This window comes from Frateuria sp. YIM B11624 (assembly GCF_049727805.1).
Taxonomy (GTDB): Bacteria; Pseudomonadota; Gammaproteobacteria; order Xanthomonadales; family Rhodanobacteraceae; genus Frateuria_A.
Genome location: NZ_JBCNYA010000004.1, coordinates 123,072 through 147,246, shown reverse-complemented (window position 1 = coordinate 147,246; position 24,175 = coordinate 123,072). Strand labels below are relative to the sequence as shown.

The window sequence follows — 24,175 nt, the reverse complement described above, 5'->3', positions numbered from 1 at the left end:
TCTAACCGCCGACCTGCGAATATCCATCCCGATTTCGCTGCCCGAAATGCAACATTTACCCGGATATGGCCAAGAAAGCTGCCGCGCCCGCCTCCGGCCTGGACCGTTACGACCGGGCCATCCTAGAGATCCTCCAGCGGGACAACAAGACGCCGCAGCGGGCGATCGCCGAGGCCGTGAACCTTTCCACGGCCGCGGTGCAGCGCCGCATCGCGGCGATGGAGAAATCCGGGGTCATCGTCGCCAACGTCGCCGTCGTCGATCCGGAGGCGGTCGCGGCCACGATCACCGCCATCGTCGAGGTGAAACTGAAGGACGAGCGCGCCGCCACGGCCGGCCATGCCAAGGCGCTCTTCAGCAAGGCGCCGGAGGTGCAGCAATGCTTCTACGTCACCGGCGGCATCAGCTTCGTGCTGGTGATCGTCGCGCCGGACATGCCGGCGTACGAGGCATTGACGCGCCGCCTGTTCTCGGAGAACGAACTGGTCATGGACTTCCGCAGCCTGATCGCGCTTGACCGCGTCAAGACGGGGACGGCGATCGCATTGCCCTGAATGCGGCCTTCAAGCACACCGCGCCCGGTGCGATATCGGCCCCGGCCGTAGCTGGCGCCTGCCTATGCCGCCAGGCGCGCGGACGTGCCAAGATGGGCCATCCCAAGCCCGCCTCCCTATGAAGCCAAGCACCTACGACTTCCGCCAGTTCCAGGAAGAGCTCGCGGCACTCGATCGCAAGGACACCCCACCGGCGAAGGAGAAGCCCATGCCCAGGAAGGATTCAGCCCAGGCCCGGCTGCTCCAGGCCAAGGCGGAGTTCGCGGCGCTGCGCGAGCGCTACGGACTGACCGTCGCCGACGTGGTCGCCTTCTTCCCGGAGGAAGAAGGGATTGCCTACCTGCAGGGGCTCATTGCCGGGCAGGCCGCGAAGCCCAGGCGCCGGTCGAAGAATCCGGATCAACCGCCTCATTAGGCCCAACGGATACGGCGCATCGGCACCCCGCTGCACCTCGCTCCGCCATGGCTATCGACGGCGCTTCGCGAAACCCGGGCCGCGCAGCACCTTTCCCGGCAAGGCCGGCGTCATCCGGCCCTCCGCGATCACCGGCACGCCGTTGACCAGCACGTAGGCCATGCCCTGCGCCAGTTGCTTGGGATGCTCGAATGTCGCGGGCGCACGCAGTTGCGCCGGATCGAACACGTCGATGTCGGCCCACATGCCTTTCCGGAGGGTTCCGCGTTGCGAGAGGCCCATGCGCCGCGCTGGCAGCGCGGTCATCTTGTGGATCGCCTCGACGAGCGTCAGCGCGTGCTCCTCACGCACGTAGCGGGTGATGATCCGCGCGAACGCCGCGTAGGCGCGCGGGTGGGGATGGCCCTGGCCGAGCGGACCGGTGGGCGCCTGCGCCGAGGCATCGTCGCAGATCGCCATCCACGGCTGCTTCAAGGCGAGCGTGACGTCCGGCTGCGCCATGCCGAACACGGCCACGTCCGTGGCGGCATGATCCTTGACCAGGATGTCGAGCAGCGCGTCGATCGGCGCTTCGTTCCAGGCCTTCGCGACATCGTCCAGGCGCTTGCCTTCGAACGGCTTGAGCGAGGGATCCTTGACCGACGTGATCTCGACCGCGTGCGGACCGGGAACTTCCAGCCAGTCGTTGCTCCATGCGTCCGACGGCGTGCGCATGTCCTTTTCGATGCGTGCGCGCGCCTGCGGATCCTGCAGGCGCTCCAGCAGCTTCGCGTTGCCGCCGGCGTGCGCCCAGGGCGGAATGAACGAGGCCAGGTCGTTGCCCCAGGCGGTGTAAGCATAGGTGTCGGCGCCGACGTCCAGGCCTTCGGCGCGCGCCGCATCGATCCTGGCGATCACCTTCGGCATGCTGCCCCAGTTCTGGTGTCCGGCTACCTTGAGGTGGAAGATCTCGACCGGGATGTGCGCCGTGCGTGCGATCTCGAAGGTCTCGTCGAGCGCGGCCATTTCGCCGTCGCCTTCGCTGCGCATATGCGTGGCATAGATGCCGCCGTAGCTGGCGGCAGTCTTCGCCAGCGCGATCAGCTCCGGCGTGGTGCTGTAGGTCGCCGGCGGGTACTGCAGTGCCGTGGAAACGCCGAAGGCACCGTCGCGCATCGCGTCGGCGACGATCGCCTGCATCTGCTTCAGTTCGCCCGCCGTCGGCTGGCGGTCGCCGTAGCCGATCACCATCGCGCGCGCCGTGGCGGCACCGACGTAGGTGCCGAAATTCACCGCGATGCCCTGGCCTTGCAGATGCCGCAGGTACTCGTCGAGCGTGCGCCAGGCGGGCCGGGTGTCCGAGCCTTCTTCGCCGAGAACGTTGTCGTTGAGCGGCGCGACGGACTCGCCTTCGCCGGTGATCAGCGTGGTGACGCCCTGGAATATCTTCGACTGCGCGTGGCCGTCCTTCAGCAGCGCGTGGCCCGACTGGTCCAGCATGTCGATGAAGCCTGGCGTCACGACCATGCCATGGGCGTCGATGACCCGAGCGGCATCGACGTCGCCCAGCGCGCCGATCGCTGCGATGCGGCCATCGCGGATCGCGATGTCGGCGCGGTAGCCGGGCGCGCCGGTGCCGTCGATCACCTGGCCATGGCGGATGACGATGTCATACGAAGGAGCGGATGCCGCCCGGGCGCCCAGTCCCAGCAGGCCAAAGGCGGCGACGGATAGCAGGCGGGTCAACAGACGCATGGAAAGCCCTCGTGCGGCGACGCCATCCGCTTGAGTGAGGAGCCAGGTGCCTGCACCGCGCCAGGCTTGAGCGACTGCGCCAGTTGGTAATGGATTGGGAGTGGTCAGGCCGGCCGCTGTTGGCCTGTCTGGCGGAGCAGCGGATCGACGATGTACGTACGAACCGACCATTGGAACGTAAAGAAAGAAATGGGAAGCGCCACGACGAATCCGACTGCACCACATATCAGCTTGACGCTTTCCAGCGAGACGCCGGCGACACCGAGGAAGGCGCCCAGAACCGCGCCGATAACCATGCCAAGCAAGCCGCCGCCCACCGTGGCGACAAGAAAGAACAGCAACCAGCTCTTTGCATACGGAATGGCCGGCGTTTGCATCGGTGACTCCCCCTGGTGATGGCCCGAGGCCTGAATCGATCGGCGGTCCGCTTGAATGACGAGTCAGGGACTACGCCGCGCCATGCTTGAGCATATTTTTCAGGGCCGTGCGAGCCCTGCCGAACGCAACGCTAACAGCTTCGAGTATCTGGAGCTTGCTGCGGTGCGGCCAAGCGCGAATCCAGCGCCCAAACTCGTCGTTGGGTTTCACTCTCGTAGTTCCGGCTCCACGCCGACCGTATCCAGCTCGAACACGTGGTTGTCGAAATCCGAGAAATAGAGTGCGGTGTCCGATCTGGCCAATTGATACGCGTGGCCGATCGCTGTGAGTTTCCGGGCAACCGTAGCCAGCGTGGAGGGCGACACCAGAAACGCGACGTGATCGCCGGTCAAGGGCCGGTCCACGTCCGCCTTGACGAGCACGAACCAGGTGTCGCCCAGCTGCAGGTAACTCTCATCGTGGCCGTCTTCATCACTGCGGCGAAGCGCTTTCGCGCCGAAGACATCCACAAACAGCGAGGCCGTGCGGGAAGGGTCACGCACGATCAGGGCGATGTGACTGAGCTTGCCAAGCATGTCCATAGGAAGGTTCCGACGCAGGAGGTGAGCCGCGCGAGGAGCGCGCATCCGCTTGGACGAATTGTTAGGCGCATGGGGTGCCAGTAGGACGTGAACCCTGCGCCGTGGACATTGCAGCCACTGCTGGAGTCAAGCGGCGGCGAAGCCGTCCCTGGACTAGCCGAGATGCGCCTGGCGTAATGGTGAGTGCGTTCACCGGCTGAGCCATCGGGCAAAAAGCCCTGCAAAGGCGTACACGGGCGACGAAGCTGGATGCTAGGCATCTTCGTATCGGCCAAGTCCGCAGTGCGGACAGGCTTTAAGAGGCATGCGCGAGTTGCCGAAGAAATTGTGGGCACACCTTGGGCAAGGAAAACGGCTGATGCGCACGCGCCAATAGAGCGTGCCTATGAGCCACAGGCCTAGATATCCAAACACCAGCTGCGGCATTGCCCGTGGCCGGGGAGCAAGAACAACAAGCACAAAGCCAAGCGCAAGGCCGCCCAGAGCCCAGGATAAGAGCCACGCTTGGAGCCGGCGGCATTTGCCCCACTGTGCGGAATATTTGCCCATTGATCCAACGCTGGAGTTAGGTGGCGGCGAAGCGTCCGTCTTGAACGGACTGGGGTTGCCAAGTTGCTGGAACTGAGGTGCAACAAAGGACGTAGATCTCAACCGGAAAGGCAAGTGCAAAGAGCAGGAAAGCGAAAGCGCCGTAAGACAGACAGGCGATGAAAACGACGAACAGAAGGCGATGCCGCATGGGGCGGCTGTTACGGTACGCAGTCAAAACATGCCACCAAACAGGTGCCCATGACATAAGGAAGTAGGGGACACCGAGCACAAGGAACAGCGGCCATTTGCGGTGGAAAGCCCAGGATGTCTGTCATCCATGGACTGCGCCCGTCGCGGAGCGCCGCCGCCTTGGGCGGATTGTTAGCGTCCTTATGCGCGGGCGTCACGACGGCTACGCGCGAGTTGCAGGAATCTCCAGCCAACCGCGATCAATACGATGGCGAGCAGCAGCGACAAGCCCGTTGCGGCCCAGTATGAAGTCTCCGGCGCGCAATGCTGGACGCTCGGGCCATGCCGGCCCCGCATGAGGCCGATGCAACCAGTCATAAGAGCGCGAAACCCAACGGAAAGGCCGCCGGCAGCGAGAACCAGAGACGACACACCAATCACCCGTGCAGTCATGGAGTCAGTGATGGGCTTGGGATGGCGATTGGCTTGGTTCAAGGGTCGGCACTGGGATTAAGGGGTGCGAGGGGCATGCGTCCGTTTGAATGGGTTATTGGCACTAGCGCCGCCAGAACATGAGTGCCGACAGGGCGGACTGGCGCCAGACGAAGAGGCGATCGAGTATGCGCGCCGGCAGCAACAGGAAGCCAAGTCCGGCGACCAAGAACGCGCCAGAAAACAATGCGGCAGAAAGCTTGGGGCCGAACGCAGTGGTAGGCGTGCCGTTGTAGACGATGGACACTTCCGGGTCTAAGACGAGCGGGATGAGTGAAGCCAGCAGCATCCCGCCAACAAGCGCCCACACAATCCCGATGAAGCGGAAGAGGCGACGATACCTACGCATCTTTTTGAGTTGACGGGTATCCATATGCCCAACGCCTGAGTTAAGCAGTGCGCGGTACGTGGGTCTGCCTTGAACGAATGGTTAGGTGGTTACGGACTACTGGCAAGCTCACCTGAGACGTACGCAGAGATCTCGCGAGTGTTCTTGACGAATTCAGCCTCGAGATCAATTCCGCACTTATTGGCCAAGACCATAATCGACCACAGGCAGTCGGATAATTCGTGCCCAAGTTTCGCCCGATGGTCATCGATCGATCTGACGCCGGCATGCGCCTGGATCAGCTTTGCCAGATCACCGGTATCTCCCATGAAACCGAGCGCGAGCTCCTGCGTGCTCCAGACGCGGCCCCATCGCTTAACTTCCAATTGTTCGTAGAGGTCGTTGAGCCGGAGTGCTGCTTGTTCGAGGTCGCTGAAATTCACATCATGCCGCCTGCTAAGTAGACCCCAAATCGGGCATATGCGTCTGATGGTGTGCTCGTCGCAAGAGGCGGTCAAGCAGGTTTTTCCTCGCTGCTCATGCAGATAGCAGATGGCGCCGCCTGATGGCGTCCGTCGCATATTGCGGGACCTGAATGTTGTGTCTTACCGGTGAGAATGCAGGGAACAAGCCGTTGTTGCCGCGGATGCAGGCGACCCGTTACCTGTCGCGCGCGTCGGGGCGGCCAATGGGGCCGTCGGCAGGCGAGCTCAGGGGCGCACCGCCGACATCCGGATCGTCCAGGCGTAAGCACCAGCCAGCATCTGCCTCGCGTCCTGGGGGATGGCGATGGTGGTGACTCCGCCTTGCCGTGTGGTCGTGAGCGTGGCGTCGGTGCCGAGCAGGCGGACGGTGGCGCCCGGTGCGGGCTGCGGGCCCTTCAGGGTGATGGTCGCCGGCGGCAGCGTCTCGCCTTCGTCGGCCAGGTAGATGACGTTGACGCTGCCGTCCTTGAGTTGGGTGAAGCGCAGCTTGCCTTCGGCGTAGGGCTTGATCGGATGGCTGGCGTAGATGGCGCTGCCGTTGACCTTCATCCACTTGCCGATGTCGTGCATGCGCTCGAGCGCGGGTTTGGGAAGTTGTCCGGTGGCGTCGGGGCCGACGTTGAGAAGGAGGTTGCCGCCCTTGGCAACGACGTCGACCAAAATGTGCACCAGATCGCGGGCGGACTTGTAGCGGTCGTTGGGCTTGTACGACCAGGAGTCGCCCATGGTCATGCAGGTTTCCCACGGGTAGGGCAGCGGGCGGTCGGGGACCTGTTGCTCGGGCGTGCGGTAGTCCTCGTATTTCCCGCCGACGGCGCGGTCGACGACGATCAGGCCGGGCTGGTTCCGGCGCGCGAGCGCGGCGAGGCCAGGCATGTCGATGTCCTGCGGCCATGGCACCTGGTCACTGTAGGCGGGCGCGTGCGGGTGGCTGTGCGGGTTCACCCAGCCGGCGTCGAGCCACAGGATGTCGACGCGGCCGTACTGCGAGGTCAGTTCGCCGATCTGCTTGTGGGTGAAGTCGACGAAGCGCTGCCAGCGCTTGGGATACTTGCGCGTGTCGTAGTTGTTGTTGCGCGTGGGCGTGGCCCATTCGGGCGCCCAGTAGTCGCGGTTGTGCCAATCGGCCTTGGAAAAATACGCGCCGATGCCGAAGCCCTGCGCGCGGAAGGCGTCGAATACTTCCTTGGTGATGTTCGCGCGCGGGTTGCTGTGGAAGGGCACGTCGGGCGCGGTGATGCGGTAGTCGGCCTGCCGCGTGTCGAACATCGAGAAGCCGTCGTGGTGCTTGGTGGTGAACACCACGTAGCGCATGCCCGCGTCCCTGGCCGCGCGCGCCCAGGCGTCGGGATCGAACTTCGTCGGGTTGAAGGTCGTCGGCAGCTGCTCGTACTTCTTCTTGTAGTCGACGTAGCTGATGCCGGCCGGGCGCGCGCACCAGGGCACGTCTTCCGAGCAGATCGACCAGGACTCGACCACGCCCCACTGGCTGTACGGGCCCCAGTGCGCCATGAAGCCGAACTTCCAGTCCTGCCAGGCGGCGAGCTTCTTCAGCACCAGCGGGTCGGTTTCCGGCACGTAGGGGCCCTCGTCCGCGCGGGTCGCGGCGGGCAGGAGCAGGGCGAGCAGCAGCAGGGCGGATGCGGGTTTCATCGGCGGACTCCCTCAGTTCTTCTCGATCGCCTTGACCTGGTCGTGGAACAGTTGCACCGGGCCGTCCAGCGTCAGCGCAACCACAGTCAGTTGCGGATCCAGCGTGTCGTCGGGCAGCGGGATGTAGAGCAGGCCCGGCACCTTGGTCCAGTACGGTTTGCCGACGATCTGCGGGTCGAGCGTGGTGCCGTTGCCGACCACGCGCGCGTGCAGCACGTGGTTCATCAGCCCCTTCACCAGCACCGGGCCGCTGGGACGGCCGTCGACGAACAGGTAGAGCGTCTGTCCGTCCTTGGACAGCGTGCTGGCGCCGGCGTAGTAATCGCGCGGGATGCCGGCGCGGGTGCCGTAGATGGCCTCGGCGTTCTTGTGCGTCCAGCGGCCGATCTCCTTGAGCGTGGATACTTCCTGTTCGGGGATCGAGCCATCGGCGCGCGGGCCGATGTCCAGCAGCAGGTTGCCGCCCAGGCTCACGGTGTCGGCCAGGATGCGGATCAGCTGGTTGGGCGTCTTGAAGTGGTGGTCGTGCGGCTGCCAGCCCCAGGAGTCGTTCATCGTCATGCACAGCTCCCAGTAGGGCTGGGGCGGCGGAGTGACCGGCATGCCTTGTTCGGGCGTGGCGTAGTCGCCTTCGCCGGGCAGGCGCGCATTGATGATGGCGTGGGGGTTGTGCGCGAGCAGGAAGTCGTGGGTTTCCTTCGCGTGCCAGTCGGCGGCGCTGTGTTCCCAGTCGCCGTCGAACCAGTAGAGGTCCGGGTCGTAGCGCTGCATCAGGTCCTTGAGCTGGCCCTGGTAGTAGCGCACGAAGCGGTTCCAGCGCGCGGGGTCGTTCTTGATGTCGTAGCGCGGCTGCGACTGGGTGAAGGCGGGATAGTCCGGCGAGGACCAGTCGATCAGCGAGAAGTACAGGCCGACCTTGAGGCCGTCCTTGCGCAGGGCGGCGACGAACGGCGCGACGAGGTCGCGCCGGGCCGGCGTGTCCTTGACCACGTTGAGCCCCTGCGCGGTGTTCCACAGCGCCACGCCATCGTGGTGCTTGGAGGTCATGACCGCGTAGCGCGCGCCGCTGTCGCGGATCAGGTCGGCCCAGGCTTGCGGGCGGTAGTCCTTCGCGGTGAAGCCCTTGAGCTGCTGCATGTAGTGGTCGTAGGAGACGTAGCCGTTGAAGAACGACCACGACTCGTCGATGCCGTCGACCGCGTAGATGCCCCAGTGGATGAAGATGCCGAACTTGGCGTCGGCAAACCACTGCATGCGTGCGGCGTCGGAGGGTGGCGCCGTGGCGGGCGCCGCCGCGTGCGCGGCAACGCCCGCCAGGGTGCAGGCAAGCAGCAGACTCCATCGTGCGAAGGGCTTGCGCATGGTCGTCAGGCCTTGCCGGTGGCCTGCCCGGCCGGTTGGCCGAACGACGGCGGGCGATCGGCCGGGGCGGCGCCGAAGCGGGTGTTCGGCGTGGCGCCCATGGTGAACTCCAGCGTGCCGCCAGCGGCCAGCTCCGCGTGGCCGATCCAGCTCTTCGTCCAGGGCTTGCCGTTCCAGGTCACCGACTGGATGTACGGCTTGTCCGGGCCGTTGCCCTTGGTGCGCAGTACCAGCGTCTTGCCGCCGCCCAGCATGACCTCGGCCTGGTCGAGCAGCGGGCTGCCGAACACGTAATGGGTGCTGACCGGATCGACCGCGTACAGGCCCAGCGCGCCGAGCACGTACCACGCGCTGGTCTGGCCGCAGTCCTCGTTGCCGGCCAGGCCGTCGGGCTCGGGGCGGTACATCTTCTCCAGCAGCATGCGCACGCGCGCCTGCGTCTTGTGGTGCGCGCCGGTGTAGGCGTAGAGGTAGGCGACGTGGTGGCTGGGTTCGTTGCCGTGCGCGTACTGGCCGACCATGCCGGCGATGTCCGGCGGCGCATCGGCCGGCAGCGCGGAGCTGGTGTTGAAGAGTTCGTCGAGCTTGCGCTCGAACGCCTGCTCGCCGCCGAACAACTGCATGTACGCGTACAGGTCGTGCTGGTTGAGGAAGGTCGCCTCCCACGCGTTGGATTCGGTGAAGTCGCGCCACTTGGCGCCATGGCCCATCGCACGCGGGTCGAACGGCTGCAGCCACTTGCCGTCGCTGCCGCGCGGGCGCACGAAGGTGAGCTTCTTGTCGAACACGTTGCGGTAGTTACGCGAGCGTTCGCGCAGGTGCCTGGCGTCGTCGTGCGCGCCGACCGCATCGGCCAGGTGCGCCATCGCCCAATCGTCGTAGGTGTATTCGAGCGTCTTGCTGACCGACTCCCACTCCTTGTCGGCGGGGATGTAGCCGAGCTTGCGGTAGTACGCCAGGCCGCGGTAGTCGTCGTCCATCGCGCGCTTGCGGAACAGCGGCCACGCCTTGGCGTAGTCGATGCCGGTGAAGCCCTTGGCGTGCGCCTCGGCGATCACCACGATCGAGTGGTAGCCGATCATGGTGCCGGTCTCCACGCCCTGCAGCGGCCACACCGGTGGGCCGTCCGGGCTTTCGGCCGTCATCCGCACCAGGCCGTTGACCAGGTCGGGCACGCGCTCGCTCTGGAACAGGGTGAGCAGCGGATGCAGTGCGCGGTAGGTGTCCCACAGCGAGTAGGTGCTGTAGTTGTGCTGGCCGTTGGGCAGCGTGTGCACTTTCAGGTCCATGCCGCGGTAGCGGCCGTCCACGTCGCTGAACAGCGTGGGCGCGAGCATGGTGTGGTAGAGCGCGCTGTAGAAGGTGCGCTTGACCGGCTCGGAGGGCGACTCGAAACGGATGCGCGAGAGCTCGCGCTCCCACGCGTCGGCGGCGTCCTGGCGCACGCGATCGAAGTCCCAGTCGGCCATTTCGGTGTCGAGGTTGCGGCGTGCGCCATCGATGTCGACCGCCGAGATGCCGACCTTCACCAGCAGCGGCGCGCCGCCCACCTCGTCGAAGTGCAGCGCGGCCTTCAGGTGCGCGCCCCTGGCCTGGCGCGCGCCGTCGGGCAGCGCCTTGTCTTCCGAGTACAGCGTGGCGCGGCTGGCCGGGCGCGACAGCTTCATCGCGAAGTAGAGATGGCGGCCGTTGGCCCACTGGTGCACGCGCCGGCTGCCGACCAGCAGGTCGCTGCCGATCCACTGCAACTGCGCGTCGCTGACCTTGGCCGGCACCTTGGCGTCGTCGTGGAAGCCGTGCGCCAGGTCGATGAGCAGGTGGCCCGGGCCGGCCTTGTTGAAGGTGTAGCGGTGCAGGCCGGTGCGCAGCGTGGCGGTGAGTTCGGCCAGGATGTCGTGGTCGGCCAGGTGCACGCGGTAGTAGCCCGGCTGCGCCTGCTCGCCGTCGTAGCGCGAGCGGTAGCCGTGGCCGGGCGTGCCCACCGCGTCGGGCGGCAGCCGCGTGCTGGCGAAGGCCGCTTCGTCGAAGTGCGACTGGTAGTTCTTGTCGGGCAGGCCGCGCTCGCCCGGCTGCAGCAGCACCTCGCCCTGCGCCGGCATCACCAGCACGTCGAGCATGTCGCTGGCGCCGGTGCCGGACAGGTGCGTGTGCGAGAAGCCCATGATCGACCCGTCGCGCTGGTGGTAGCCCGAGCAGGCGTCCCAGCCGGCGTCGTTGGTGTCGGGACTCAGCTGCACCATGCCGTAGGGCAGCGTGGCGCCGGGGAAGGTATGGCCGTGGCCGCCGGTGCCGACGAACACGTCGACATAGCGCGATACGCCCGCACTGTTGCCGAGCATCGCCCGCTCGCGTCCGGGACGGCTCATCGCGAAGGCGGGCAGTGTTTCGGCGGCGGTGCCCAGGGCGGCCAGGGCGCCGATGCCCTGCAGGAAGCGTCTGCGCGTCAGCATGGTGGGGTCTCCTGTGGGTCGGTCATGTGGTTGGGGGAAGGCGAGTTGCGCTTGAGCCCCTCGGGGGAGAGGGTGGAGTAGGCGGCCGTGGCTCGCCGGAAAGACTGTCGAGCGTGCTCTTCGGATAGACGAACGACACCCCCGATCCGGGCGCCGGCGTAGGCACGATCAGTACGGAAGCGCGCGCCGTCATACGTTTCGCAGCACGTCAGGCCGCTCGTCCACGAGCTTCACCATCAACTCGCCGAACAGACTGTTGGCCCAGGCAAACCACGCACGCGTGAAATGCTTCGGGTCGTCCTGGTCGAACGCCTCGTGCATGAAACCGCTGCCGGCGTCGGTATCGCGCAGCCAGCGCAGGCACTGGCGGATCTCGGCCACATCGCCGCTGGTCAGCGCGCGCACGGTGATCGACATCGGCCAGATCGTGCGCAGGCCTTCGTGCGGACCGCCGATGCCTTCGGCGGCGGTGCCCTTGAAGAAGTACGGGTTGTGTCCGCTCCAGGCGCGTTCGCGGGTACGCCGGTAGAGCGGGTCGTCCGCCGCGCAGCAGCCGAGGTAGGGCAGGCTGAGCAGGCTCGGTATGTTGGCGTCGTCCATGAACAACCGGTTGCCGTAGCCGTCGATCTCGTAAGCCCAGCAGTCGCGGCCGTTCTCGTCGCGCAGGCGGCCGTCGCGATGGGTGGCCTGTTCCACTTCATCGGCCAGCGCCGTGCAGGCCGAGGCGAAAGCGAGGTCGTGGTGGATCGCCTGGCTCATCGCCGCCAGTTGCCGCAGCGACAGCACCGCGAACAGGTTGGCCGGCACGAACAGCGGATACAGGCAGGCGTCGTCCGACGGGCGGAACATCGAATGGATCATGCCGTTGGGCCGCGTCGGGTTGCCGTAGCCGTCCAGCGCCAGCGTCTCGGTCGGCCGGGGCGAGGGGCGCTGGAAGCGGTATGGGCCGGGGCCGTGCAGGCGCTGCTGCTCGCGGAAGGTGGCGAGCACGCGCCGCATCGCGGCGCGCCAGCCGTCATCGAACGGCTCGACGTCGCCGGTGGCCTTCCAGTAGGCGTGCGCGAGCCGGATCGGCCAGCACAGCGAGTCGACCTCCCACTTGCGCTCGCCCACGCCCGGCGCCATCGCGGTGTCGTCGTGGACGGCCCAGCTCAGCGGCGTCGCATGCGGATCGGGCAGGAAGGCGTTGGCGTAGGGATCGATCCGGATGCAGTGCGCCTGGCGGCGGATCAGGCCGCGGAACAGTTGCCGCAACGCCGGATCCTGCCGGGCCAGCGGCACGTAGGGGCTCACCTGCGCGGAGGAATCGCGCAGCCACATCGCATCGATGTCGCCGGTGATCACGAAGGTGTCCGGCTTGCCCTCCAGCGTGCCCAGCTCCACCGTGGTGTCGAGCGTGTTCGGAAAGCAGTTCTCGAACATCCAGGCGAGCTTGGGGTCGCCGATGCGCGCTTTGACGCGCGCGATCTCGCGTTCGACCACCTCGCTTTTGAACTTGCGTTTTCCCGGCGCCGGCCGGCGGCTGACGAAGCGCGTGGCCGGCACCGCCGCGGTCGCGGCCGGGAGCCCCATGAAGGCGCTACTCGCGGCCGCGGTGCCGAGCAGTTTGAGGAAGTGGCGGCGATCGGTCATGGCGTCTCCTGGCGTCATCGCGGCAGCGCGTGCCGGCCGGTGATGGTGAAGGTGGCCTGCTCGCCCGGCGCGTCGCCGGGTTGCCCGCCACCGACGGACAGGCGGTAGCGGCCCGCTGCCACGGCGCGCCGTCCGGCCGCGTCGACCGTGCTCAACTGGCGGGGCGAGAGGTCGAAGGTCACGCGTTGGCTCTCGCCAGGCTGCAGGTACACGCGGCGGAAGGCGACCAGCGCGCGGCGCGGCGCCATCGGCACGTCGGTGGCGTGCAGGTAGGCCTGCACCACCTCGTCGCCAGCGCGCGGGCCTGTGTTGCGCACGGTCATGCCGACGGTAAGCGGCTTGCCGGCGGTGAGTGCATGGGTCGAGAGCGCGAGGCCGTCGTAGGCGAACCGCGTATAGCTCAGCCCATGGCCGAACGGGTACAGCGGCGTGCCAGCGAAGTAGCGGTAGGTGCGCCCCTGCATGTCGTAGCGGGAGAACGGCGGCAGGTCAGTTGTGGCGCGGTAGAAGGTCACCGGCAGGCGGCCGCCCGGATCGTCGTCGCCGGCCAGCACGCGGGCGATCGGCGTGCCGCCGGCCTGGCCGGGGTACCAGGCGGCGAGGATCGCGGCGGCATGCTGCTGTGCCCAGTCCAGCGCCACGGCGCTGCCCGACACCAGCACCACCACCAGCGGCTTGCCGCTGGCGGCGACGCGCTCGAGCAACGCGCGTTGTACTGCCGGCAAGGCGATGTCGGTGCGGTCGCCGCCGTCGAAGCCGGGCACGTCGATGTGCAGTTCCTCGCCTTCCACGTCGGGCGAGAGGCCGACGAAGGCGAGGACGACGTCCGCCTCGCGGGTGGCGGTGAGCGCTTCGTCCAACTGGGCCTGCGCGGGTGCGAGCCATTGCAGGCGGATGCCCTGGTCTTCCCCGCTGTGCACCAGCTCCAGCCGCAGCGCGTGCGGCGAACGGTCGGCGAAGTGAAGCCGCGCCTGCAGCGTGGGCGTGTCGCTGCCGGAATCGTCGATGAGCTTGCGGCCGTCGACGTACAGACGCACCGGGTCATGGCCGCGGCAATCGAAGCAACGCTCGACGTGCACGGCCAGCGTGTAGTCGCCGGGACCGGGCGGCACCAGTGCGCCGGTCCAGCGTGCGGCGTAATGGGCCGCGTCGAGCGCGTCGTCGGGCGCCACGCGGTCCCAGTCGAAGTCGATCACGCGATCGGTGCGGGTGAGGCGTGCGGTGCCGCGCAGGTTGACCGCATCGAAGTACTCGCCCTGCAGGCCGCGTGCGCCATCCGGTGTGCGCAAGGCGGTTTCAGGTATCGGCACCGGTACGCCGGCGGCGATCGGCGAGCCTTGCGCATAGCTCACGCGATCGGCGCCGAAGCGTTCGCGCAGGCCCTGCAGCGGCGTGACCGGGGCGCGCGCGGTGCCGTGGTAGTTCGCTTCCAGTGTTTCGAGCGCATCCGCGTCCGGGCCGACGACCGCGATGCGCGTGCCCGCGCGCAGCGGCAAGGTGCCGTTCGCGTTCTTCAGCAGCACCAGCGACTGGCGCGCGGCTTCGAGCGCGAGCGCGCGGTGGGCGGGGCTGTCGAGTGCGGCATCGGCGGCAGGCGCCGGGTGGTCGGCCAGGTCCAGCCGGTAGCGGGCGGTGAACAGGCGCACCAGCGCGGCGTCGAGGTCGGCCGGCTGCGCGTAGCCCTTGGCGACCGCTTCGCCCAGCGCGGCGTACGCCTGGCCGCAGTTCAGGTCGGTGCCGGCGGCGAGCGCGGCGGCGGCGGAGCGCGCATCGTCCGGCCGGTAGTGGTGGAACTGCGTCATGTCGTCCACCGCGTCGCAGTCGGACACGACGTAGCCGTCGAAGCCCCAGTCGCGGCGCAGCAGGTCGGTCAGCAGCCAGCGGTTGGCGCAGGCGGGCGTGCCGTCGATCGCGTTGTAAGCGCACATCACCGAGCCGGCGTGGCCTTCGGTGACCGCGGCGCGGAAGGCGGGCAGGTAGGTGTCTTCCAGGTCGTGCGGCGAGACGATGGCGTCGAAGCCGTGGCGACCGCGCTCCGGGCCGCTGTGCACGGCGAAGTGCTTGGGCGTGGCGATCGCGCGCGGGTGGGCGGGATCGTCGCCCTGCACGCCGTGGATGTAGGCGACCGCGAGGCGGCCGGTGAGGAATGGGTCTTCGCCGTAGGTTTCCTGCCCGCGGCCCCAGCGCGGGTCGCGGAAGATGTTGATGTTGGGCGACCACAGGGTCAGTCCCTGGAACAGTCCGTGTTCGCCGGTGGCGTCGAACTTGGCGCGCGCCTCGCTCGCCACCGTTTCGCCGACCTGCTCCAGCAGTGCCGGATTCCAGCTCGCCGCCAGGCCGATCGCCTGCGGGAACACCGTGGCGTAGCCGTTGCGCGCGATGCCGTGCAGGCCCTCGTTCCACCAGTCGTACGCGGGCACGCCCAGGCGCGGGATCGCCGGCGCGTGGTTCTGCAACTGGGCGACCTTCTCCGGCAGGGTCATGCGCGCGACCAGCGCCTGGGCACGGGCGCGCGCGTCGTCCTGCGGGGTGGCGTGCACGGCGAACACGGCCAGCGCGAGACAGGCGAACGCGGGCCGGCGGGATCTCACGGCGGGCCCTTCTTCGTGGCGCCGGCCAGGTCCTGCAGGTGCAGCGCGTTGCGCAGCGCCTCCAGGCCGGCCGCGCTGCGCACGTGCAGGCTGAGCGGTTCGCCCGGCAGCAGGTCGACGGCGTTGTCGGACAGCTCGGCATCCAGTCGGCCGAACGAGACCCACACCGCGCGCGCCAGCGTGTCCGTGCTCAAGGTCAACGTATAACCGTCGCCGGAGGGCGCCCATTGCGTGCGGATCTGCGGCACGGGCAGGGCGAGCTGTTTGGGGGCATCGAAGAACACCAGCGCGCGGGACACGCTGCGCCCGTCCACCAGCAGGTCGACCACGGCGAAGCGTGCGTGCGGTTCCGTGCCGGCCAGTTGCGCATCGCCGAAGGTCCCGACGGGCGTCGCCGCCAGCGGCGCGAGCATGACGTCATGCTGCTGCTCCGAAACCACCTTGCCGGCGAAATCCATCACGCGCAGGCGCCAGCGCGCCTGCACCGGCGCGGTGCGGTCGGACACCAGCGTCAGCTGCGTCGTGCAGTGCTCGCGCAACGCCGTGGCCAGCAGCGGCGCGTAGAAGCGCCGGGCGTGGAACTGCAGCGCCTTCCAGCGCCCGTGGTAGTCGATGCTGGACCAGGAGATGGCCGGCCACACGTCGTTCAACTGCCAGTACAGCGATCCCATGCTGCGCGGCCGCGACGCGCGCAGGTGCTCCGCGGCCAGCTCGATGCCTTCGGCCTGCATGACCTGGCTCAGGTAGACCAGCGCGGGGAAATCCTTCTGCTGGCCGTATTCGCGCTGCACGTACATCGCCAGGCGCGTGTTGCCGTTGCCGCCGTCGTACTTCTGGTGCGCGCGCAGCACCGGCGAATCGACCGCGAGCGCGCCCGCGCCGGCGAACTCGCGGATCGTGCGCATCGAGGGGAACGACTGCAGGCCGTACTCGGACTGGAAACGCGGCGTCACGTTGAGATACGCGCTCGCCGGCTTGGCCTCGCCCGACCACACCTCCCAATAGTGGTAGTCGCCCGCATCCAGGCTGTTGGCGAAACCGTCGCCACCCTCGCTCGGCGAGCTGGGCCAGTAGGGCACGCCGGGTGCGTGCCGGGCCACGACCTCGCGCAGCTCGGTGCCGAACAGATCGCGCATGCCCTGCTCGATGCGCGCCGCTTCGGCCGGTGCGATCGACTGGCGGAAGGCCTTGCGGTCGCTCCACGACAACCAGCCGCTCTGCACCTCGTTGTTGCCGCACCAGAGCACGATCGAGGGATGGTCGCGCAGCCGCTCGACCTGCTCGATCGCCTCCTGCCGCACGTTGTCGGCGTAGGCTCGGTCGTACGGGGTGATCGCGCCGCCGAACATGAAGTCCTGCCACACCATCAGCCCCAGACGGTCGGCCATGGCGTAGAAGTCGTCCGGCAGGTAGGTGCCGCCGCCCCACACGCGCAGCATGTTCATGTGGGCGTCGCGCGCGGAGGTGAGCACCTGGCGCATCTGCGCTTCCTCCACGCGGGTGGGGAAGCTGTCGAACGGGATCAGGTTGGCGCCCTTGGCAAACACCGGAACGCCGTTGACGACGAAGGCGAAGCCGGTACCCCAGGCGTCCTTGTCGCGGCGCAGCTCGACCGTGCGCAGGCCGATCTCGCGCGTGCCCCGGTAGTGCGCGTCGTCGCCGTCGCCGAGGCGGACTTCGAACGCATACAGGTCCTGCGCGCCGTAGCCGGTCGGGTACCAGCGACGCGGATGGTCGATCGTGACCGGCACTTCGACACGATGCCGGCCGGCCTCGATGTGCACCGGCTGCGCCAGGTGGGCGACCGGTGCGCCATCAGGGCCGAGTACGCGCACGTCCAGCGGCAATGTCGTGGCGACGTCGGCCTGGATGTCGAGCTGCACGCGGGTCTGCGCCGCCGCGTCGTCCAGGTGCTGCTGCGCGACGTGCAAGCCGGTGACGCGCAGCGCGTCCCAACTGTCCAGGTGCACGCGCTGCCAGATGCCTTCGGTGACGATGCGCGGACCCCAGTCCCAGCCGTACTGGTAGGCCGCCTTGCGCACGTAGCCGGCGCTCTGCCGGCCCTTGGGTTCGTCGCCGAAGGCCGAATCGAACTCGCCCGGCAGTGCGTACGGCTGATTGGAGAGCCACGGCTGCAGGCGCTTGATGGGCGAGTAGAGACGTACTTCCAGCGTGTTGGCGCCGGCGTGCAGCCACGGTTTCGCGGGCGCCGCCCAGCGCCGGAACATGTTGTCCGCGCTGAGCAGCTTGTGGCCGTTGAGGTAGACGTCGGCAAAGGTGTCCAGCCCGTCGAACACCAGTTCGGCGTGGCGGCGCGCCAGCGTGGCCTCGTCGACGGTAAAGCTCGTGCGATAGACCCAGTCCGACAGCCCCACCCACTGGATCGCCGCCTCGTTGTCGCGCAGGAACGGATCGCTCGCCAGCCCCGCCGCCATCAGGTCGGTCTGCACCGTGCCCGGCACGTTGGCGGGCAGCCAGCGGGTGGCTTGCGGATGGGCCGCCGCGTGCGCGTCGCCCGGCGCGAGGCGTACCTGCCAGCCCTGGTCGAGGAGCTGCGTGGCCGGCGCCGAGGCAGCGGCCAGCCCCGGCAGCGACACCAGCAGCGCAACCGCGAGGCCGGCGATGCGTGGCATCAGGCGTGTTCTCGTGGGCGGCGCCGACGGGGTCATGGAAGCTCCTTGCTAGGGCGATGAGGTGGTTTCGTGCGTGGCCAGGGCCTGCAGCGCGGACACCATCGCGCGCACTTCCGCCGCATCGGTGCGCCACTCGCCGGTCGCCATCTTGTCAAGCCCCGATTGCCGATGACGCATGCCCGACGGCAACGCACGCTTCGCCGAGGCATGGAACTCCCACGCACCCGTCGCCCGCGCCAGCGCCGCGATGTTCCGCGCATGGATTCCCGCGCCCGGCATCACCACCACGCGCCCGGCGGCCTGCGCCACCAGTGCGCGCAACTGCACCGCCGCCTCGACCGCGCTCGCCTGGCCGCCGGAACTGAGCACCCGCTCGAAGCCCAGCCCGATCACCGCCTCCAGCGCCTGCGCCTGGTCGGCGACCATGTCGAAGGCGCGATGGAAGGTGACGCCCATCCGTCCGGCCGCCGAGACCAACGCCTGGGACCGCGCCTGGTCCACGCGCCCCTCGACATCGAGCGCACCGATCACGACGCCGTCGCAACCCAGTGCCGCGCACGCCTCGATGTCGCGCAGCATCACCTCGCACTCGAAGTCGTTGTAGAGGAAGTCGCCCGCGCGCGGCCGGATCAGCACGTACAGCGGAATCGCCAGCCGATCGCGCGTCGTGGCGATCTCGGCATAGGACGGCGTCACCCCGCCCAGTTCCAGTGCGGCGCACAACTCCACCCGCCCGGCACCGCCTTCCTGCGCGGCGAGCGCCGAGGCGACGGAGTTGGCGGCGACTTCCAGCAGGGGTGCGGGCATCAGCACGCCCCCGGGGAAACGGCCGTGGTCGAAAGGCGCGCGACGCAAGCGGACGCGCTTGGGGACGGGTGCGGATGGCCCACGATTGCCTGCCGTTTAGATCGATCTACATGGCAAGGTAGCATCGCCTCGGCGGGCTTGCATGCGGCAATGCAGTAATCGGCTGGCGCGGTGGTAGAAGTGGGTAGAAAGGCAGGTCAATCCAGCTGCAGGCCGGCCTGCGCGCCGACCGACGCCGCCGGTCGCGCACGCGAGAACTGTAGGAGCTCGGCCAGGCGCGCGCCTTTCTGCCGCCAGTCGTGGTAGACCGACTCACCCAGCAGGACGTAGTGCCAGGGACGCTCGCCGCGAAGTTGTGAAGGAAGGGCGTTGATCCGCTCGCACCAGGTCACCGCCGCCTTGAGCTTGCGCTGCACGTTGGCGTGGATTACCTGCTGCTGCGCCTTGGTCTCGACCAGGTAGATCGCGTCGGCCGTCCGCACGAGGAAGTCCGGGATGTAGAACGCGGCCAGGCCGTCCTCCTTGATGTAGCGCAGGCGGACGAAGTCATGCCGGTTCTCGCTGATCTTGCAGAACGCCTCCACGCCGGCGTCGGACTGCGCCCATTCGATGAACGAACGCTCCAGGCCGCCGCTGCGTGTGGGATAGGGCAGGCGCGTATAGATGCACTTGGCCACCTCGAGCGAAGCGCTTTCGCGCACCATCAGCTTCGGTACCTCGGACAGGCGGCGGTGGCGGACTTCGGTTTCGCCGACCATGCCGCGTTCTTCCGACTGCAGCAGGGCGAGGCCGAAGACGCGCACGATGTGCTCGACCACCGGTTGTAGCAGCAACAGGCGCCAGCCTTCGCCTTCGAACGGTTCGAAGGACTCGTCGAACAGCCGCTCGCGGATGTACTCATCCAGCGCGGTGGCCAGCGCAGCGGTGTGCACCTGCAGGTAGGGCCGTTCCATCCGCGGGCTGACCCGGTTGCCGCGCGGCAGCGGCTGGTTCAGCGCCTGGCTGACGCGGCGGGTGAGGCGCGAGAGCAACTCGTTGTAGCCGCTCACGTTCATCGCCGCGCCGTCGACGCGGTAGTCGCCGAACAGCGTGTTGCTCTGCAGGTCCTGCGAGGTGAAGGTGTCGCCCTTGCCGAGCAATCCCGCGAGCCTGGCCCGACTCATCGCGCTGAACGGAGTCAGTGACTGCACGTCGATGGGCTGGTGTTCCAGGCTCTCGTCCGCCTCGCGCAGGATGAAGGGAATGGCGAAGTCGTAGCGCTCGTAGTCCTCGCGCAATGCCGCGGGAATCAGGTCGCCGATGCTGCTGCCTTCCTCGTCGTCGCCGCTAGCGCCGACCAGGCCCTCGCGCATCAGGTCGTCGTAGAAGCTCTGGAACGCCGGGTGCTCGACGATCGAGAGGATGTCGATCAGCGAGCCGGGCTCCTCGCCGTGGTTGATGCGCTCGCGGTTCTCGCGCTTGATGTCGGCGTATTCCGGGTCCCGCCACATCAGCCGCAGACCGCGGCCGATGGTCTGCTCGAGGAGGATCTGCGCCTGGCTGGAGCGCAGCGGCACGATCACGCAGATGTTGTTGACGTCGAAGCCCTCACGGAGCATCAGCACGCTGACGATCACGCGTGGGTGCGCATGCCGGTCGACGTTGAACAGCCGCTGGCGCAGCGGCGCCCAGTCCTTCTCGCCCAGCTCCGTCTTCTTGCGCGAATCGATGGTGAGCACGTCGTCCGCGTGCAGGCCCTCGTCCTCCAGGAACTGCGCCACCAGCGGCGTGACGGTGGTGTCCTCGCACACCACCAGCATCTTCGGGTGACGCGTGGGATCGAGGCGGGTGAAGTCCGCCTCCAGCTTGCGCAGCTTCTGCAGTCCCGCGCGCAACATCACGCGCTGGCCTTCGGAGAGCGTGGGATTGCCGGCCTCGTCGCGCTCGGCCTTGAACTCCAGCGGCAGTGCGCCGAGCTCCTTGCGCTTGTCCAGCACCAGCGACTTGACCAGGCCCAGCCGCATGGCGGCCTTCAGGTCGAAGTCCACCACGATATGCGGAAAGTAGACCTTGGCCTTGCGCTTGCCGCTGCCCACGTCGTTGTACGGCGTGGCCGAGAAGTCCACCTGCGCGAAGCGCCGGCCCTTGCCCTCGGCGATGATCGACAGGCTCTTCTGCCATTCGACCTCGCTGGTCTCGCCACCGGACTTCAGTTCGTGGATGTGGTGCGCCTCGTCGTTGAACACCATCAAGTCCGGCAGGTCGGCCAGGTACGCCAGCACGTTGCCGCGTGCCCAGCGCCGGTCCAGCGTGTCCAGGCTGTTGCCGGCCGCGCGGCCGGGCGCCAGCGGCAGCACGGCGTAGGCAACCGAGGAGGCGTCGGCGACCATGCCAGGCGTGTCGATCCGTTCGGCATCTTCCTGCTCGATCTCCTCGCCCGCATCGCTCAGCAGGTGCCAGTTGGTGATGGCGATCATGCCGTTGCCGGTCGCCTTCAGGCCGATCTCGTGCTTGGCGCAGACGTTGCCGCGCACGAACTGGGCGATGCGCTCGCGATACGCCGGCGGCGCGAACAGCTCGGCGTAGCTGGCGATGTCGGAACTGGCGAAGTCGCGGCTCTTGTCCTCGCGCTCCTTGCCGAGGAAGGCGTCGAGCAGGCGCTCGTAGACGATGAGGCCGGGCGCCACGATCAGGAAGCGGCGGGTGAAGCGCGGATCGTCGACGCCGCCCAGGAGCGCCGCCGTCTTGTTGAGCAACTGCCAGATCAGCAGCGCCTGCAGCACCCAGGTCTTGCCGGTGCCGGTGGCCATCTTCAGGCAGTACTTCGGGTGGCCGTGCCGTGCCACGTCGGTCAGCCGGGTGCCCTCCAGCAGCGCAGGCTCGCACACCTGCCGGTACAGGTCCGCCAGGTCGGGGCTGTCCAGCACCTCGTGCGCGACGATCACGTTGAGGATCGCCTGCCGCTGGCCCGGGTGGAAGTTGAACGTGCGCGACTGGCACGCGTCATCGCCGAACCACCAGCGCAGCAGTTCCGCCGTCACCGGCGTCACCAACTCGTAGAGATCGGCGATGCCCTGTTCCAGTCCGACGCAGAGCTGTTCGGTGCGGCGGGTGAGGGCGGTGCTCAGCGCCAGCGGTTGTTCGACGGCGTTCATGCCTTCGGTTCCGTGACGGTCTGCACGACCTCGGCTTCGAAGCCGAACACGTCGACCGCGCGCACGCAGACGCGCCGCTCGCCGGCTTTGTGCGACACGGCGAAGCACGCCTCGGCGACCACGCGCAGCGGGTCGTCGTCGTTGGCGGTGTTGCCGCGGTAGTCCTGCCACACGGAGCGGAACACCCGGCCGTCGTAGTCGGGGTCGACCGCCCAGTACTCGATCAATGCCAGCGGCTCGGCGTTCATCACGCGCACCAGCTTCTGGCGGTTGTCGTCGTCCAGGTTGATCGCCTCGGGCGACAGCAGCACGTAGTTGTCCAGCCTGACGACGAGCTGTTCCTCGCCGTCCAGCCGCTCGCGCCGGATCGGCTTGACCGTCAGGTACTGCAGGCTGGAGAAGCGCACCTGGCCGCGCAGCTTCTCGATGCCGCCCTTCTTCTTCAGGCGGTCGAGCAGGTCGGGCGGGATTACCAGCACCTCCAGGCGGTCGTCGTTGAGTGCGGTGATGCTCTGGCCGATGGAAGGCTCGAAGTTCCAGCCCAGCACGACCACGCGGTCCCAGCCACCCATCAGGTTGTCACGCTGGGCGATGGCCTTGCGCAGGGTGGCGTCGCCGGTGAGCTTGTTCGGCGAGTCCACCAGCACCAGCGTCTTCTTGCCACCGAAGGTGACCGCACCGAGGTTGCGCAGCGGATTTTCCTCGACCGGCAGCGGCAGCGCGCCGTATAGCGACAGCACGATCGCCGACAGATCGCCCACGCGGAAACTGCGCCCCATCGCGCTCTTTGCCGCCTCGACCTGGTAATCGCCGATCGCTTGGTAGAGGAAGGGCCTGGCACCCTGATCGATCAGGCGCTTGCGCATGATCATGCAGGCGGGTTTGCCCAGGTCGGTGGTGATCCAGCGGCGGCCGAGTTTTTCGGCGACGGCGGCAGTAGTGCCGGAGCCGCCATTGAAGTCGGCGATTATCGATTTGGAGTTCGACGAGGCCTTGATTATGCGCTCTAGTAGGGCCTCAGGTTTCTGCGTCCCATAGTCTACAAATTCATTCGCTTGGGATTGGATGGACTGGACATCGATCCATAGGTCCTGCAGTGGTACGCCTGGCATTTCGTCCAAATAGCGCTTCTGGCGAGGTACAGTTCCCGGTTTGGTCTGGACAATCCTGCCTTGGTCGTACAGCTCTCGCATACGCTTTTCAGAAAATCGCCAGTACCGCGTGACGCCGAGGAATTCATAGTACGGATTGCCTTTGGAGGCTCCGCCCGGGGCGCTCGTATCACTCAACTGATATCGCCGTCCGTCTGGATCTTCATGACGATAGAAATCATCGATGTACTTCTGGTCGTAAGGCGTAAACACCGGGTTCCAAATGCGATTATCAGATTTGCCATACAGGAAGATGCAGTCGTGAATGCGTCCCATGTGCGTGGCACCTTGAGTGATGTCTCCTTTTGCGGTCTGACGTTTCCAGATAATTTCGTTGACGAAACTGGACCTTCCAAAAACCTCGTCCATTACCAGCTTGACGTAATGGCTCACATGCCAATCCAGGTGAACGTAGATTGAGCCCGCATCGCTTAGTAACTCGCGCATAAGGATCAGCCGAGGCGTGATCATGGCGAGATAGGAGGCAGTGCCGTCCGACCACGTATCCGAATAAGCAAACTGTTCGATTACGGTGGGCCGCTGCTCAAGTTCAAGACCCGGGAGGGTCACTTTGGTGCGGTAGTCCGCCTTGGAATCGAACGGAGGATCGATGTAGATCAGGTCGATCTTGGCGCGCAGACTGGGCGTGTTCTCGTCGCCGGCCAACAGCGCAGCCATCGCGAGCAGGTTGTCGCCGTAAACGAGTCGGTTGGTCCAGTCGGCTTCGCCTTCCGCGTCCAGATGCGCCTGCCGGTTCGCGGCAGCGATCCAGTCGATGTCGCGCGTGTCCCTCGAAGGCAGCACCCACTCGCGGGTCTGCAGGCCGACGCGGTGGCGTCCCTCCAGGCTCTCCAGGATCTTCTCCGCCTGCTGGCGCCCGCGGGCGACGATCTCGGGGAGCTGTTCGAGCAGGGACTTGGGCACGCGGCACCTGATTCACGTGAAAAGTGAATCATAGTGAACGTGTAAGGTGAATTGCAGCGGTGTCCGGCCACGTACCTTGCCGTCATGGTCGATCACCGAGCGGAATTCTCAGAACGTCTTGCCGCAGCGATGCGAAAAGCGGGCTATGAGC

The 24,175-nt window shown here is 67.2% G+C and carries 16 protein-coding genes; 2 read left to right on the top strand and 14 right to left on the bottom strand.

All coding sequences use genetic code 11. The features are described from left to right. Positions 1-65: 65 nt before the first annotated feature. Positions 66-554, top strand: coding sequence for an Lrp/AsnC family transcriptional regulator (locus AAIL17_RS03410; protein WP_424681409.1), 489 nt, complete (start codon positions 66-68; stop codon positions 552-554). 118 nt (positions 555-672) lie between these two features. Further along, positions 673-969 (top strand): 2-hydroxyacyl-CoA dehydratase, encoded by a 297-nt coding sequence (locus AAIL17_RS03405; RefSeq protein ID WP_424681408.1) that lies wholly within the window; start codon positions 673-675, stop codon positions 967-969. Positions 970-1,020: 51 nt separating this feature from the next. Here AAIL17_RS03405 and AAIL17_RS03400 read toward each other — a convergent pair whose 3' ends face one another. The 14 genes from AAIL17_RS03400 to AAIL17_RS03335 form a co-directional block, all read right to left on the bottom strand. Continuing rightward, complete coding sequence (locus tag AAIL17_RS03400) at positions 1,021-2,703, bottom strand: N-acyl-D-amino-acid deacylase family protein (RefSeq protein ID WP_424681407.1); 1,683 nt, start codon at positions 2,701-2,703, stop codon at positions 1,021-1,023. 104 nt (positions 2,704-2,807) lie between these two features. Continuing rightward, the gene (locus AAIL17_RS03395; RefSeq protein ID WP_424681406.1) at positions 2,808-3,080 is read right to left on the bottom strand and encodes a hypothetical protein; all 273 of its coding nucleotides are present in this window, start codon (positions 3,078-3,080) and stop codon (positions 2,808-2,810) included. 207 nt (positions 3,081-3,287) lie between these two features. After that, positions 3,288-3,662: a VOC family protein gene (locus AAIL17_RS03390; protein WP_424681405.1), complete on the bottom strand. Its 375-nt coding sequence runs from the start codon at positions 3,660-3,662 to the stop codon at positions 3,288-3,290. Positions 3,663-4,938: 1,276 nt separating this feature from the next. Further along, positions 4,939-5,247 (bottom strand): hypothetical protein, encoded by a 309-nt coding sequence (locus AAIL17_RS03385; RefSeq protein ID WP_424681404.1) that lies wholly within the window; start codon positions 5,245-5,247, stop codon positions 4,939-4,941. A 65-nt stretch (positions 5,248-5,312) separates the two neighbouring features. Then, positions 5,313-5,645: a nucleotide pyrophosphohydrolase gene (locus tag AAIL17_RS03380; protein WP_424681403.1), complete on the bottom strand. Its 333-nt coding sequence runs from the start codon at positions 5,643-5,645 to the stop codon at positions 5,313-5,315. Between the two features lie 267 nt (positions 5,646-5,912). Continuing rightward, complete coding sequence (locus AAIL17_RS03375; protein WP_424681402.1) at positions 5,913-7,340, bottom strand: alpha-L-fucosidase; 1,428 nt, start codon at positions 7,338-7,340, stop codon at positions 5,913-5,915. Between the two features lie 12 nt (positions 7,341-7,352). Then, positions 7,353-8,702 (bottom strand): alpha-L-fucosidase, encoded by a 1,350-nt coding sequence (locus AAIL17_RS03370; RefSeq protein ID WP_424681401.1) that lies wholly within the window; start codon positions 8,700-8,702, stop codon positions 7,353-7,355. A 5-nt stretch (positions 8,703-8,707) separates the two neighbouring features. Further along, positions 8,708-11,152: a GH92 family glycosyl hydrolase gene (locus tag AAIL17_RS03365; RefSeq protein ID WP_424681400.1), complete on the bottom strand. Its 2,445-nt coding sequence runs from the start codon at positions 11,150-11,152 to the stop codon at positions 8,708-8,710. 189 nt (positions 11,153-11,341) lie between these two features. After that, a complete protein-coding gene (locus AAIL17_RS03360) occupies positions 11,342-12,784 on the bottom strand; it encodes a glycoside hydrolase family 125 protein (protein WP_424681399.1) in 1,443 nt (480 codons plus the stop codon). Between the two features lie 14 nt (positions 12,785-12,798). Further along, positions 12,799-15,333: a glycoside hydrolase family 3 C-terminal domain-containing protein gene (locus AAIL17_RS03355; protein ID WP_424681421.1), complete on the bottom strand. Its 2,535-nt coding sequence runs from the start codon at positions 15,331-15,333 to the stop codon at positions 12,799-12,801. A gap of 38 nt (positions 15,334-15,371) precedes the next feature. Then, positions 15,372-18,044: a beta-mannosidase gene (locus tag AAIL17_RS03350; protein ID WP_424681398.1), complete on the bottom strand. Its 2,673-nt coding sequence runs from the start codon at positions 18,042-18,044 to the stop codon at positions 15,372-15,374. A gap of 12 nt (positions 18,045-18,056) precedes the next feature. After that, entirely contained in the window at positions 18,057-18,815 is a 759-nt protein-coding gene (locus AAIL17_RS03345) for a copper homeostasis protein CutC (RefSeq protein WP_424681397.1), read from the bottom strand. Between the two features lie 197 nt (positions 18,816-19,012). Further along, on the bottom strand, positions 19,013-21,949 hold the full coding sequence (locus tag AAIL17_RS03340; protein WP_424681396.1) for a DEAD/DEAH box helicase family protein: 2,937 nt from the start codon (positions 21,947-21,949) through the stop codon (positions 19,013-19,015). Beyond that, entirely contained in the window at positions 21,946-24,024 is a 2,079-nt protein-coding gene (locus AAIL17_RS03335) for a site-specific DNA-methyltransferase (RefSeq protein ID WP_424681395.1), read from the bottom strand. Before AAIL17_RS03335 ends, AAIL17_RS03340 begins: the two co-directional genes overlap by 4 nt. Positions 24,025-24,175 lie beyond the last annotated feature (151 nt).

What these genes read in the sequence shown, in the direction of transcription:
- AAIL17_RS03410 (WP_424681409.1), top strand. Translation starts at nt 66, where the DNA reads ATGGCCAAGAAAGCTGCCGCGCCCGCCTCCGGCCTGGACCGTTACGAC.
- AAIL17_RS03405 (WP_424681408.1), top strand. Translation starts at nt 673, where the DNA reads ATGAAGCCAAGCACCTACGACTTCCGCCAGTTCCAGGAAGAGCTCGCG.
- AAIL17_RS03400 (WP_424681407.1), bottom strand. Translation starts at nt 2,703, where the DNA reads ATGCGTCTGTTGACCCGCCTGCTATCCGTCGCCGCCTTTGGCCTGCTG.
- AAIL17_RS03395 (WP_424681406.1), bottom strand. Translation starts at nt 3,080, where the DNA reads ATGCAAACGCCGGCCATTCCGTATGCAAAGAGCTGGTTGCTGTTCTTT.
- AAIL17_RS03390 (WP_424681405.1), bottom strand. Translation starts at nt 3,662, where the DNA reads ATGGACATGCTTGGCAAGCTCAGTCACATCGCCCTGATCGTGCGTGAC.
- AAIL17_RS03385 (WP_424681404.1), bottom strand. Translation starts at nt 5,247, where the DNA reads ATGGATACCCGTCAACTCAAAAAGATGCGTAGGTATCGTCGCCTCTTC.
- AAIL17_RS03375 (WP_424681402.1), bottom strand. Translation starts at nt 7,340, where the DNA reads ATGAAACCCGCATCCGCCCTGCTGCTGCTCGCCCTGCTCCTGCCCGCC.
- AAIL17_RS03370 (WP_424681401.1), bottom strand. Translation starts at nt 8,702, where the DNA reads ATGCGCAAGCCCTTCGCACGATGGAGTCTGCTGCTTGCCTGCACCCTG.
- AAIL17_RS03365 (WP_424681400.1), bottom strand. Translation starts at nt 11,152, where the DNA reads ATGCTGACGCGCAGACGCTTCCTGCAGGGCATCGGCGCCCTGGCCGCC.
- AAIL17_RS03360 (WP_424681399.1), bottom strand. Translation starts at nt 12,784, where the DNA reads ATGACCGATCGCCGCCACTTCCTCAAACTGCTCGGCACCGCGGCCGCG.
- AAIL17_RS03350 (WP_424681398.1), bottom strand. Translation starts at nt 18,044, where the DNA reads ATGACCCCGTCGGCGCCGCCCACGAGAACACGCCTGATGCCACGCATC.
- AAIL17_RS03345 (WP_424681397.1), bottom strand. Translation starts at nt 18,815, where the DNA reads ATGCCCGCACCCCTGCTGGAAGTCGCCGCCAACTCCGTCGCCTCGGCG.
- AAIL17_RS03340 (WP_424681396.1), bottom strand. Translation starts at nt 21,949, where the DNA reads ATGAACGCCGTCGAACAACCGCTGGCGCTGAGCACCGCCCTCACCCGC.